This is a genomic window from bacterium, assembly GCA_041648665.1.
GTDB lineage: Bacteria > UBA10199 > UBA10199 > 2-02-FULL-44-16 > JAAZCA01 > JAFGMW01.
The window spans coordinates 20,712-33,484 of sequence record JBAZOP010000031.1 but is presented as its reverse complement, the minus strand read 5'-3'; the positions used below and the strand labels follow the sequence as shown (position 1 = coordinate 33,484).

The 12,773-nt window shown below is 59.1% G+C and carries 14 protein-coding genes; 6 read left to right on the top strand and 8 right to left on the bottom strand.

From position 1 onward, the window contains the following. Together WC683_11035 and trkA are read left to right on the top strand one after the other, a co-directional pair. Nucleotides 1-1,254: TrkH family potassium uptake protein (locus WC683_11035; protein MFA4973142.1), on the top strand; the 1,254-nt coding region annotated here is incomplete at its 5' end. Nucleotides 1,255-1,264: 10 nt separating this feature from the next. Beyond that, on the top strand, nt 1,265-2,623 hold the full coding sequence (trkA, locus tag WC683_11030; GenBank protein ID MFA4973141.1) for a Trk system potassium transporter TrkA: 1,359 nt from the start codon (nt 1,265-1,267) through the stop codon (nt 2,621-2,623). Here trkA and WC683_11025 read toward each other — a convergent pair. The 5 genes from WC683_11025 to WC683_11005 form a co-directional block, all read right to left on the bottom strand. Beyond that, nucleotides 2,620-2,958 carry a hypothetical protein gene (locus WC683_11025; protein ID MFA4973140.1) on the bottom strand — a complete coding sequence of 113 codons (339 nt, stop codon included), beginning with the start codon at nt 2,956-2,958 and terminating at the stop codon, nt 2,620-2,622. The two genes, trkA and WC683_11025, sit on opposite strands and share 4 nt — an antisense overlap. 20 nt (nt 2,959-2,978) lie before the next feature. Beyond that, nucleotides 2,979-3,911 (bottom strand): LD-carboxypeptidase, encoded by a 933-nt coding sequence (locus tag WC683_11020; GenBank protein MFA4973139.1) that lies wholly within the window; start codon nt 3,909-3,911, stop codon nt 2,979-2,981. A 51-nt stretch (nt 3,912-3,962) separates the two neighbouring features. Continuing rightward, the gene (locus WC683_11015) at nt 3,963-4,334 is read right to left on the bottom strand and encodes a hypothetical protein (GenBank protein MFA4973138.1); all 372 of its coding nucleotides are present in this window, start codon (nt 4,332-4,334) and stop codon (nt 3,963-3,965) included. A gap of 78 nt (nt 4,335-4,412) precedes the next feature. Continuing rightward, a complete protein-coding gene (locus tag WC683_11010; protein MFA4973137.1) occupies nt 4,413-4,748 on the bottom strand; it encodes a hypothetical protein in 336 nt (111 codons plus the stop codon). Nucleotides 4,749-4,766: 18 nt separating this feature from the next. After that, nucleotides 4,767-5,024: a hypothetical protein gene (locus WC683_11005; protein MFA4973136.1), complete on the bottom strand. Its 258-nt coding sequence runs from the start codon at nt 5,022-5,024 to the stop codon at nt 4,767-4,769. Nucleotides 5,025-5,268: 244 nt separating this feature from the next. Between WC683_11005 and WC683_11000 the strand changes: the two genes are divergently transcribed. Genes WC683_11000 through WC683_10985 form a run of 4 tightly spaced genes read left to right on the top strand, consistent with a single transcriptional unit; the run spans nt 5,269 to nt 10,626 of the window. Then, the gene (locus WC683_11000) at nt 5,269-7,056 is read left to right on the top strand and encodes a CHASE4 domain-containing protein (protein MFA4973135.1); all 1,788 of its coding nucleotides are present in this window, start codon (nt 5,269-5,271) and stop codon (nt 7,054-7,056) included. 16 nt (nt 7,057-7,072) lie between these two features. Further along, nucleotides 7,073-8,152, top strand: coding sequence for an ATP-dependent 6-phosphofructokinase (locus WC683_10995; protein ID MFA4973134.1), 1,080 nt, complete (start codon nt 7,073-7,075; stop codon nt 8,150-8,152). A 12-nt stretch (nt 8,153-8,164) separates the two neighbouring features. Then, entirely contained in the window at nt 8,165-9,265 is a 1,101-nt protein-coding gene (locus WC683_10990) for a tetratricopeptide repeat protein (protein ID MFA4973133.1), read from the top strand. 41 nt (nt 9,266-9,306) lie between these two features. Further along, on the top strand, nt 9,307-10,626 hold the full coding sequence (locus WC683_10985; GenBank protein ID MFA4973132.1) for a cyclic 2,3-diphosphoglycerate synthase: 1,320 nt from the start codon (nt 9,307-9,309) through the stop codon (nt 10,624-10,626). A 10-nt stretch (nt 10,627-10,636) separates the two neighbouring features. On the opposite strand, the gene WC683_10980 is transcribed toward WC683_10985, so the two are convergent. The 3 genes from WC683_10980 to corA are packed head-to-tail and all read right to left on the bottom strand — an operon-like array spanning nt 10,637 to nt 12,759. Beyond that, the gene (locus WC683_10980; GenBank protein MFA4973131.1) at nt 10,637-11,017 is read right to left on the bottom strand and encodes an Ig-like domain-containing protein; all 381 of its coding nucleotides are present in this window, start codon (nt 11,015-11,017) and stop codon (nt 10,637-10,639) included. A 10-nt stretch (nt 11,018-11,027) separates the two neighbouring features. Then, nucleotides 11,028-11,777, bottom strand: coding sequence for a hypothetical protein (locus WC683_10975; GenBank protein ID MFA4973130.1), 750 nt, complete (start codon nt 11,775-11,777; stop codon nt 11,028-11,030). Nucleotides 11,778-11,787: 10 nt separating this feature from the next. Continuing rightward, nucleotides 11,788-12,759: a magnesium/cobalt transporter CorA gene (gene corA / locus WC683_10970; protein MFA4973129.1), complete on the bottom strand. Its 972-nt coding sequence runs from the start codon at nt 12,757-12,759 to the stop codon at nt 11,788-11,790. Nucleotides 12,760-12,773 lie beyond the last annotated feature (14 nt).

Genomic DNA, 12,773 nt, shown 5'->3' with positions numbered 1-12,773 from the left:
ACGTTCACATGGCTCATCGTATGCCTCTTCGGGTCGCTGCCGTTGTTTCTTGCAAAGACCTTGGGACCTATGAACCTGGAGAACTTCGTCAACTGCTTCTTCGAGTCCGTCTCCGGCTTCACGACCGCCGGTTCCTCCATCCTCGGCGCCTCGGTGCCCATAGAAAAAGTCCCCCACGGCCTGCTCTTCTGGCGCAGCTTCACACACTGGCTGGGCGGCATGGGGATCATCGTCCTGGCGATAGCCATACTTCCCATGCTGGGCGTGGGAGGAATGCAGCTCTTCCGCGCAGAGGCATCCGCGCACATGCACGAGAGGCTGAGGCCCAGAATCAGGGAATGCGCGATCGCGCTCTGGACGGTCTACGCGATCATCACGGTGCTGGGCACGGTGCTCTACTTGGCCGGCGGCATGACTCTGTTCGATTCGCTCTGCCACACCTTCGCGGCGCTGGCCACCGGCGGCTTCTCCACCAAGGACGCATCCATAGGCCACTACCACAGCTTCTACATCGAAGCCGTCTCAATGTTCATAATGTTCCTCGGTGCAGTGAATTTTTCCATACACTATCTCGCTTTGTCCAAGAGTCCTAAGGCCTACTGGCAAGACAGCCAATTCCGCTACTTCATAGCGTTTTTGCTGATAGGGACATTTTTCGTCTGCGGAGTCCTGTACTTCCGCGGCCAGTACACCTCGCCGTTTGAGGCGCTCCGCTACGGTGGATTTCAGACGGTATCGATAATTACGACCACCGGCTTCGCCACTGCGGACGCCAACCCCTGGCCGGCAGCGAGCAAAGTCGCTCTCATCCTCTTTATGCTCATCGGCGGATGCATAGGTTCCACCGTAGGCGCCATCAAAGTGGCCAGGGTCGTGCTCCTGTTCAAATTCGCATATCGGGAGATTGTTCGACTAATACACCCCAAGGTCTTCGCAGCAGTGAAGCTGGGAGGCAGAGTCGTGCACCGCAACGTGCTGGAGAGCATCGCGGCGTTCTTTGGCTTCTACATGCTCCTGTACGTGTTCTTCGTCATAATCGTCGCAGCATCCGGTCTCACTTTCGAAGAATCGGCCGGTGGAGTCGCAGCTACCATGGGCACCGTCGGCCCCGGTTTTGGGCAAATAGGCACCATGGGCAATTATTTCCATGTGCCCATGGCGGCGAAGATAGCCTTCATAGCATGCATGCTGCTGGGCAGGCTCGAGATATTCACCATACTCGTGATACTCTCGCCCGCATTCTGGAGAAAGTAGGAGGTCTCACGTGACGGTACTGATAATAGGCGGCGGCGAGATCGGTCGCTTCATAGCCGAGAAGCTGATCGAGCACGACCGCGAGGTGATCATCATAGAGAAGGACGAGCGCATCGTCGACGAGCTCGAGGAGAGCCTGGACGCCAAGATAATGCTCGGCAACGGCGCGTCTCCAAATACGCTCTCTCAAGCCGGCGTCTCCGGCGCAGAGATGGTGCTCGCAGTGACCAACAGCGACGAGGTGAACCTTCTCGCCGTGATGCTCGCCGGCCTGCAGGCTCCGCAGGCAAAGCGCATAGCGCGCATCAGGGACCCTCAGTTCGAGATCGAGGAGGAGGTCCTCCAGGGAAAATTCAACGTGAACCTGCTCATCAACCCTGACAAAGAGGCGGCCCATTCCATCCTCAAGATCCTGGCCCTGCCGGGCTCGGTCGAGATCATGGAGTTCTTCGACGGGAGGCTCAAACTGGTGGGGGCGCTTGCGCGCAGGCAGAGCGAGTTCATCAACAGGCCGCTTCGGGAGATCAAACAGCTGGGCGAGGGCGGGCCGTGCGTGATCGCCGCGATCGTCCGCAACAACCAGGTCCTAACCCCCATGGGCGACAGCCGGATCATGCCGGGCGACACGGTCTACTTCGCGGCCGAGGCCGAGAAGGTAGAAGAGGCGATGAAGCTCCTGGGCCACGAGGGCGAGCGCACGGGCTCGATCATGATCTACGGAGGCGGATTCATAGGCATGAACCTGGCGGCATCGCTGGAGAAAGAAGGAGTCTCAGTCAAGATAGTGGAGCCGGACCCCAAGCTCTGTTCGGTCCTCTCGCGAAACCTCAACAAGTCGATCATCCTCAACACCAGCGCCACCGACCAGGACTTCCTCGAAGAGGAGAACATCGACAGCATGGATGCCTTCGTCGCGGTGACAAAGGACGACGAGGACAACATCCTCTCCGCCCTGCTGGCGAAGAAGAAGGGCTGCAGGATGTCGATCGCGCTCTCGCACAACCGCGGCTACCAGAGGCTGATAGGTACGCTCGGCATAGATGTGGCGGTGAACCCGAGGCAGCTGGCCGGGAACACGATTCTCCATTTCATAAGGAAAGGCAAAATCTTGCACGCCTCGTCCCTCATGGACGAAGCGGAATTCATTGAGGCCGAGGCCCTTCCCACCTCCGAGATCATCAACAAGCCGATCAAGGAGCTCAAACTGCCCAAGGGCGTGGTCATCCTCTCCGTGCAGCGCGGCGACTCGATGATGGTGCCCCACGGGCAGACCGTCATCGAGCCGAAAGACCGGCTGCTCCTCATAGCCCGGAGAGACGCGATCGATAAGATCGAAAAGCTGCTCACGGTCGGGATGGAATACTTCTAGATTTTCTTGGTGCGGCCGTACTGCCTGATAAAAAGACCTTGCTTCGACTGGGTGCTCTGGGCGGTGGCCCTGAACTCATCGTTTATCTGGTATTCGTCGGCGCATCGAAGGCAGAGCCACTCCTTGCCCTCGATGAGCCTGTTTTTGTGGAAGTAGCGCTCCACGTCCGGCGCGCTCTTCTCGCACGCCTCGCACACGATGCGGATCTGGTCCTCGCGGACCCTGCCGCCCTTCTTGAGATGGCGCTCCTTGGATTTTTCGCGATCCATCTCCTTGAGTTTGTCGTCGCTGACAATGCCCGCATTCAAAAGCGCCTGTTTCAATTGCTGACCCATCATCCCTCCGTAAACGATCTCTACCTGACTCCCCCCTCTTCGATCAAGAGCCTTGGAGGGTCCTCCGCAATCTTCGCCCTCACCCCTATCGGGATCGTGATGTTCTCGATCCCGTGCCCTGACGGGATGCCCAGGAGGACGGGGTAATCCGCACCCCTGAAGAATCTCCTCAGATACCGAAGCAGCGCCCTCCGGTCTCCGCCCATGCACCCCGCCATCTCGGAGAATACGATCCCGTTCACCTTGTCGAGTTTGCCGGCGAGCTTGAGGTGGTTGAGGTTGCCGTCGATCTCTATGTGCCCCTCGTCCACCTCCTCGATGAAGAGGATCTTTCCCCTGGTGTCGATCTCAAAGCGCGTGCCGAGGGTCATGAGCATCCTGGACAGGTTGCCGCCGATGATCCTGCCGCTCGACTCCCCAGGGGCGATCACTTCGAGGTCGCGCCCGTATATGTCGCCGAGCCGGCCCGTCTTCGTGATCGCCTCCTGAAGCGCGATCTCCGTAGATGGAGGCATGCCCTTGTACAGCTCCTGTGCGACGGTCGGGCCGTGAAAGGTGACCCAGCCGTAACGCATGTGGAAATAGAGGAGGAGAAGCGTGATGTCCGAGAATCCGACGAAGATCTTGGGATATTGCGAGAGATCGACCTCCTCCAGAAACGGCAGTATGGCGATCGAGCCGTAGCCTGCCTCTGCGCAGAAGATCGCGCTTATCGAGGGATCGCTGAACATCTTCACGATCTCCTCCGCCTTTTCGCGGTAACGCTTCGTGCGCTCCCTGTCAGAGGGCTTTTTCGCGTGCTCCAGCACCTTCTCCGGGACTACGGGGTCGAACCCCCACCACCTGAGCTTGTCGATGCCGAGCATGAGCCCGCGCTTCATGAACGAGGAGGCGGGCGCGACCACGCCTACGCGATCTCCCGGGACCAGCTTGAATGGTTTTATCGGCCGCATTTTTGCGGAGTATACAGCCCCAAAGAAAATGCCGCAAGGGCAAGGGGACGATCAACGCCTGTAGCCGAAGTAGTACGGGTTCACGGCATAGGGGGCGTTGAAGCGGTAGAGGACGTTCATGTAGGAGCTGGCGATCATAAAATAGGGGTTGTACATGGCGTACCCGGGATACGACATGCCGTAGGTCGGCATCACCTGAGGGGGCACCACATTGCTGCGAGCCATCGCTGACATGAGCTTCCGATGGGCCTCGTCGTAGTTTCCCGAGGAGTACACCGTGGCCGTGCCGATCGTGCCGCGCATCGGGACCATGCAGCCCCTGAAATCATCAAGGCTGTTGGCGCGCGTGGAGCAGGTACGCGCAAAAGCACCGGCCGGCGCCAGGAAACCTGCGATCAAAATGGCCAAAAACAATACCTTCATATGCCCTCTATGATAATTATCGGCAGGGATCGGGAGAAGTTGCGTCAGATATTTACATTATAAATCAACAGGTTGGCTCTATTCTTCCTCTGTCTGCTCATCAGGGACGGCATCCGCCTTCGGCCTTTCGGGGAACCAGGTCTTTATCACATCCACGATCTGGTACGCCTGCTTTTCGCTCGAGATGTTGAACTTGCTCTGCGGACGGAATTCGCCTCCCCTCTTCTGGAAGCGCTGTATCCTGATCTTCGGCGGACCAAACTCGCCGGTCTTGTTGTCCAGGTCCTGGTAGAGGAAGACAATCGTGGTCCAGGAGCCGCGCGAGAGGACCTCCTTCTTCAGCTCCTTCACCTTCTGCTTGCCGTCGCTCTCGTCCGTCCAGTTTATAGTTATCTCGTCGATGTTCTGGGCCATCTCAAAATCCTTTCCTGTTTACCAGGGCGTGTTGACGTTCCCCATATCCAGCATACGGCAATCCCCTGTCTTCGGATTGCAGCATACCTGCCCCTTTCGGGGTATATAGCATTCGTTCTCGTCGGTGCTGCTCACCCCGCATTCGCAGAACTTGCCGCTCTTGGTGTGCGCCTTCTTGCCGGGTTTGAGATCGCTCCATTCATACTTGTCCTTGCTCTGGTACGCCCTCTCCTTCTCGGTCGGCGGCTTGACGGCCCGGGCTACCCCTGAAAACAAAATACACGCGCCGACGTCAAGACGACCAATAGGACGAAGACCGATATACTGCTTTTAGATCTCATGCCGCGCCCCCTTTCCATCCTGACCTTTGTAATGCCCAAGCAAGGCGCGGTCAAGAAAATGGCACTGCACACATTTGTGCTCGCACGCCCGCCGCCGCAAAAATTAGTAAGCTATTGTTTTTTAAGACTATAGCATATAAGATCTTTTTCGCTGTTTTTGGAATAAATTGGGGGATTTAATGAAGCTCAGGATCAAGACGCATCTGATCTTCGGCATAGTGCTCATCACCCTGGCCACTCTCGCCATCGCGTCGGTCAGGATCATCATACTCGGCAGGTTCAGGACGATCGAGGCCGACATCGCCGCAAACGGCGCGGAAAGCGCCGCAGACCTCATCAAAAAAGAGATAGACAGCATCGCCTTGATGGATACGGACTGGGCGACGTGGGACGAGACGTACGAGTACGCCGCAAACCCCGACGAAGGCTATATCGTAAGAAACTTCGACCCGATATCGCTCAGCAACATAGACACAGAAATTGTCTCGATCTTCGACTCCAAGAAGACCCATCTTGCCGACGGCGGCGCCGACCCGTGGAACAGGAGGACGGCGCCCGTGCCCCAGGGGTGGAAAGAAGCGATCGAATCCCATCCGGCCTTCTTCACCCCGCGCGATTACAGCACTTCGGTTAACGGCCTCCTCTTCCTGCCTGAATATCCGATCCTGGTATCAGCACACCAGATTCTGACCTCCGAGAGAAAGGGCCCCAGCCATGGAACGCTGATCATGGGCAGAAAAATAGATGATCGGAGGCTCGCCGCATGGAAGAAGATCCTCAAATACCCCATCGAGATATATTTCGCAGACGCGGACAATCTTCCGCCCGACGTGAAGAAAGCCGCGTCCCTGTTGACCGCGAAGCATCCTGCCACGGCCATAGCCTTGGACGACGACAGGATCGCAGGCTACCGCCTTGTCAGCGATATCACCGGCAAGAAAAACCTCATAATCAGGATGGAGCAACCGAGGTCGATCTACTCGCAGGCGTTAAACACCATGTCCTATTTCGTCAAGACCATGATCGGCCTGGGTTTCGTGGTGCTTTTGATCAACGTGCTCCTGACCGAACGCCTGGTGCTCAAGCGGCTGCTCAGGCTCAACCGCGAAGTCAACGCGATCGCTTCGAGCCAGGACGCATCTTCCACGGTCGATGTCAGCGGAGACGACGAGATAACGACCGTGAGCAGCTCCATCAATAAGATGCTCGGGGCGCTCAAATCCTCACAGGACGAACTGAGGGAAACCAACACCCTGCTGGAGAAGGCGCACGAGGCCAAGAATCAGCTGACATCCATCGTATCGCACGAACTTCGGACCCCGCTCGGCACGATCAAACAGGCCATCGAGCTCATACAGGAAGGCGTCGACGGCCCGATATCCGAAAAGCAAAAGCAGCGCCTGGATATGGGAAAGAGGAACGTGGAGCGCCTGGTGAGGCTGACCAAGGACCTTCTCGACTTCACAAGGATCGAGGCGGGAAAGGTGCAGATGAACTACGAGAAGACGGACGTGAACGAGCTGATGACGGACGTCTACCATCTCATGAAGCCCGCAGCAGAGGCCAAGGGGATAGCGCTCATCCTCGACTTGCCTGAGCAACACAGGGATATCGTCTGCGACTCCGACAAGATAAGACAGACCGTGATCAACCTGATCAACAACGCCACAAAATTCACCGACAGCGGAGGCAAGATAACTCTCAAAGGCGAAGCGATAGAAGCGGGGGTCAGGATAGACGTCGAGGACACGGGAATAGGCATAAAGGATATGGATGTCTCGATGATCTTCGAACCGTTCCGCCAGATAAAGGACGGCAGGGCGAGCAGCGACGGCTCGGGGCTCGGGCTGTCGATCTGCAAACTTCTCGTGGAGAAGCACGGCGGAACGATAGACGTGAGGAGCACCTACGGCGAGGGCAGCACCTTCAGCATCACGCTGCCCGACATGCCTCCGGACGCGGCATGAAAACGAAAGGAACGCGATGGCCATCAAGAAAGTCGGGATCCTGACCGGAGGCGGCGATTGCCCCGGGCTCAACGCCGCGCTGCGCGCGATCACGAGAAAAGGAGTTCTCGATTTCTCGTGGGAGGTCCTGGGCATACAAGACGGATACGAGGGTCTGGTGAGCGGCCATGCCCGGCGCCTCGGCTATGACGACGTGGCAAACATACTCCAATGCGGGGGAACGATCCTCGGCACCTCCAACAAGGCCAGCCCCTTTGACCGGCGCGACGGAAAGCAGATCGAGACCGGGCGAACGGTCAAGGCCCTGGAGAACCTGAAGAAGTGGGGACTCGACGCCCTCTTCTGCATAGGCGGAGACGGCACCCTCACCATAGCGAACAAGCTGAGCGAGCTGTGGCCCCGCGTCATAGGGCTCCCCAAGACGATCGACAACGACCTCTTGTGCACGGATCAGACATTCGGCTTCGACACCGCATGCGGCTTCGTCACCGAGGCGATCGACCGCCTGCACACTACGGCCGAGGCCCATCACCGCGTCATGGTCGTGGAGGTGATGGGCAGATACGCCGGCTGGATAGCCCTCTGCGGAGGGCTGGCCGGAGGCGGCGACGTCATCCTCATACCGGAGATCCCTTTCAAGAGGGAGAAGGTGATCGAAGCGGTGAAGGAGAGGTCCAGGCGCGGCAAGAGATCGAGCATCATCGTGGTCTCCGAGGGCGCGCATGCCGAGGGCGAAAAACTCATGGTCAATTCAATCATCAAGGACAGCCCGGACCCGATCAGGCTCGGCGGCATAGGAAAGGCTGTCGCCGCATTCGTCGAGGAGGCTACGGGCCACGAGTCCAGAGTGACGGTGCTCGGCCACTTGCAGCGAGGAGGATCGCCATCCTTCTATGACCGCGTGCTGGCCACCAGATGCGGCGCCGCGGCGGCGCAGCTCGCCCATGAAGGCAAATTCGGCAACATGGTCGCGCTCAGGGGAAAAGAGCTCGTCCCGGCGCCTCTCTCCGAGGCAATCGCCGGACTCAATCTCGTGAGCCGCGATCATCAGCTCATCGCCACGGCCAAGGCGGTCGGGGCATCGTTCGGGATTTGACAAGGGGGGAGTATGAGATCAGCCGGAACCATTTTTCCGCTCGCAGCAGTCCTGATCCTCTTCTCAGCGAACAGCGCAGCGGCGCAGGGCTCTTGGGACCACAACTCGAAGCTGTGCGCCGAATACTCGTCGGATGCGGCGCTCGCCTCCTGCGAGGCCGCGCTGAGCTCGGCGCCCGACGACGTCCCCGACGAAGAACTGGCGCGAGTCTATCTCTACATGGGTATCGCGCTCGGCGAGCTCGGCCGAACGGGCGAAGCGATCCAGGCGCTGAAGAAGGCCCAGAGGCTCGACAAGGAGAACCCCAAAATCTACTACAACCTCGGCGTGGCGCAGGACGAGAAGGGAGACTACGAAAGCGCGCTGCACAACTATCGCAAGGCGACCGAGCTCGATCTCCAGATGTCGCGGGCATGGGGCAACAGGGGCGTGGACGCCTACCTCACCAAGCGCTGGGAGGAGGCCGCCTTCTCGTTCGACAACGCCCTCACCATCGATCCCGCGTATTTCGACACGAGGCCGGATCAGAGAAACATGTGGACCGAATCGATCGACGTGAACCCCAAGACCGTCGCCCTCCGCAGGGAGACATCGATCCGCCTCTCGCCGATGATCGCCTATCTCGTCCCGGCGGGCGACGACCTCAAGGTGAAGAAGCTGGTCTATCTCATGTTCGACGCAGAGGCCGACGTGCAGATACAGGGGAACTGGTACGCCACGGGCTCCTTCACGTATGCGCACACCAAATGGGAGAGCGCATCGCAGGGCGGAGGCATGGACACCTACGCCCCATCCTTCGGGGTAAAGTACGCGGTCTATTTTGGAAACGTGGAACCGGCGGCAAACACGATAATCGCCAACAGGTCACGCTACTTCTTCTCCTTGGCCGCCGGCCCCTACATCACCAGCGTCTCCGCAGCCGCGATCCCGGCCGGCGGCTACTTCTCCACGTCGCGCACCGCCGTGGACATCGGCGTGAACGCGGGCGCGGGATTCGACTATTACTTCCATCCGAACGTAGGCTGGGGCGTTCAGATGAAAATGCATTACGTCGCCTTCGACGAGAATTACTTCATAATCGCAGGCGGCCCCCACTTGGCATTCAGGTTCTGAAGGCATAAATAAGGGACTCTTTTATCTCCACGGGAGGCTTCATGTCGAAGAAGAAGGTTCTGATAATGGGCGCGGCGGGACGAGACTTCCACAACTTCAACACTTTCTTCCGGGGCAATCCGGAATACGACGTCGTAGCGTTCACGGCGACACAGATCCCCAACATCGAGGGAAGGAGATATCCCCCTGAGCTCGCTGGGGCGGGTTATCCGAAGGGCATCCCGATACACCCCGAGGAAGAGCTGAGAGAGATCATCAAGAAGGAGGGCGTTGAGCTCGTAGTCTTCTCCTACAGCGACGTCTCCCACGAATACGTCATGCAGAAGGGTTCGCAAGTGCTCGCGGCCGGCGCCAACTACATGCTGCTGGCCCCCGACTTCACCCAGATAAAAGCCAAGGTGCCGGTCATCTCCGTGTGCGCCATCCGCACCGGCTGCGGAAAGAGCCAGACCTCCAGAAAACTCGTCGAGCTCTTGAAAAAACGCGGCAAACGCGTGGTGGCCATCCGTCATCCGATGCCTTACGGCGACCTGGCGGCGCAGGCCGTGCAGCGCTTCGCCTCCTACGAGGACATGGACAGCCACAGCTGCACGATCGAGGAGAGAGAGGAATACGAGCCCTACATCGACAGGGGGCTCATCGTGTACGCGGGCGTGGACTACGAGGCCATAGTGCGCCGGGCGGAGAAGGAGGCGGACATCCTGATATGGGACGGCGGCAACAACGACATGCCCTTCATCGCCCCGGACCTCGAGATCACCGTGCTGGATCCGCTGAGGCCCGGCCACGAGCGGAGCTACTATCCTGGCGAGACCAACCTCTTCACCGCGGACGTTCTCGTGATCAACAAATACGAGCAGGCGAGCGCGGAGCAGCTGAACACCGTGATGCAGAACATCCGCCACTGCAACCCGGACGCCGTTGTGATAAAGGGCGCTTCGCACATCATGGTGGACGATCCGAAGGGCGTGAAGGGCAAGAAGGTCCTCGTGATCGAGGACGGCCCCACGCTCACGCACGGCGGCATGAGCTACGGCGCGGGGATGGTGGCGGCGGACCAGTTCGGCGCCGCGGAGATAGTGGACCCGAGGCCTTTCGCAGTCGGCTCGATAAAAGAGGCCTACACGAAATTCCCGAACCTGGGAAAGCTGATCCCGGCGCTCGGCTACTACGCGGACCAGCTCGCGGACCTCGAGGCCTCCATCAAGGCCACGCCGTGCGACCTCGTGCTGATCGGAAGCCCGATAGACATCAGGCGCGTGATCGACGTGGACAAACCCTCTATGCGCGTGCGCTACGATCTCGAGGAGATAGGCGAACCCTCGCTCGACACGATACTCGATGAATTCCTGAAGAAGTGAACCTCGGCCGTCATTGTATCGCGGTGGTGAAATCGATCGTCTGGCCGTTCACCGCCGTTATTCCCGTCAGGTAGACATGATACTTCGTCTGCGGCTCCAGGTCGCCATGGACGCAGGTGGCCATCAGCCCCTCGCTGTCGTAGACCACCTCGGTGCAGAGCGTGGGCTCCCCCTCAGCCGTCCTCAAGGAAAACGACGCCAGCCAGTCCGACGGCTCGCCGATCTCGGCGTTGAAATCCACGGTGACCGGCACGTCGAGCGGCTGGTTTATTGAACCGTTGTCCGGCGAGATGTTCGCATCGATTCCGATGTGACCGCCCGCGGTGTATCCGCAGGCCGCGAGCGCCGCGACGACCGAAAGAATGAACCCCGTGACAAGAACCCTTCTCATACACCCTCCCTTATCTGGCTTTTGATTTCTTCATCTCGCCAAGTTCCTTCTCGGCCTCGTCCAGATCGCGCCTGGTGGCGTCGATCTTCTCCTCAAGAGATCTGATCTTCTCGTCCTGCGGCGATACGGCGGCAGCGGTGGCGGCGGGCTGCGATGGGGCGATCCCCCCGGCGTACGCCGCAGCCGAACTCAGATCCTTGAACGGCTTCACCCACTGCGACATCACCGCGAGCACCTCCGCGGGATCGTCGCGCTCCAGGACCTCCTTCGGGAACTTGAAGCCCAGCATCACCGTGACTCGCGAGTGATGTTTTTCCATCGTGCGATTCTCCGGCACATATACGTCCTTGGAGAGGAGATTGAGATATATCGTATCGTTAAAATTCTTTATCCCCGTCACCGCCATCACATCGCCCCTCTTGAGGTACGTGTACGGATTCCCGCGGCGGGTCGTCATCTTGTCCGCCCCGCCCAGGTGCAGGACTACGCCGCGGTAGTCGTAGTCGGACCAAGTGATATAGAAACGCGCCCTCTCCGCCGGCACCCCGCCCTGCTCCATCACGCCGTACCCGCGCATTTTCTCCTTCTCCGGCTGTTCGTAGGCGCTGTGAAGCCCCCTGTGGTCCTGCGCAGGCGGATACGCCTCGATCACCGCCGCGAGTATCCTCTGCGGCGTCCTGGCGAAAGCGAAGCCTCCGGCCATGAGAATCAAGGCCGCTGCCGCCGCAATCGCAATTGAAATCCTATTGATTTTGCCCATCCCCCCTCCGTCAGAGCCACTTCCTGTGCCTGAAATATGAGAGCATCCCCGCTATCAGAACAAACATGCCGCCCAGGGTGAAGATCCATCCGTACGGGTGATTCAACCCGGGCATGGACTTGAAGTTCATCCCGTAGAAGCCAACGACGATACCCAGGGGCAGCATGATGGTGGCGATGACCGTGAGCACCTTCATCACCTCGTTCATGTGGTTGTTGATCTGCGAGAGGTACGCGTCCAAAAGCCCCATGATCGTGTCGCGGAAACCGGCGGCCTTCTCCGAAACCCTGTAGAGGTGGTCGAAGAGGTCGCGCGCCAGCATCACGCCGTGCGGAGTTATCTGATCGAACTCGCCGGTGGTGAGGCGGTTCACCACGTCGAACTCCTGCGCGGTGATGGAACGGAGCTTCGCCGTATCCTTGCGCAGCGTGAAGAGGCGCTGCATGTCCTTGGAGTCGGGAGAGTTGAAGATCACGCGCTCCGACGCGTCCAGCTTGGCGTCGATCCTGTCCATCATCGGGAAATAGTTGTCTATCATCCTGCGCACTATCCCGTGGAAGAGCGACTCCGCGCCGCGCGAGAAGAGATGGGAGAGGACTTTGGGCTCTCCGAGCAACGATTCGACCGCGCGTATCCTGTGTCTGCGGACCGTCACGACGAAGTTCTTGCCGAGGAATATGAAGATCTCGTAGCTCTTGAGCCTCTCGCCCTCCTCCTTATCCAGGAGGACTATGTCGTGGAGGACGATGAAGAGGCTGTCGTCGTACTCCTCGACCTTCGGCAGCATCCGCGGGTGAGAGAGGTCCTCGATCGCGAGCGGGTGAAAATGCATCACGTCGCGGAGCAGGGGAACGTACCGCTCCAGGTTTGACGATATATCCAGCCAGATGTGGCTCTTGCCGTCGGCGAGCCTTGATGCGACATCCGCCTCGGCGATCTCCACGGCCTCTCCACCCGGCACTGCGCAGTAGGCCTTGAGCATCTCCCCCTCCCCCG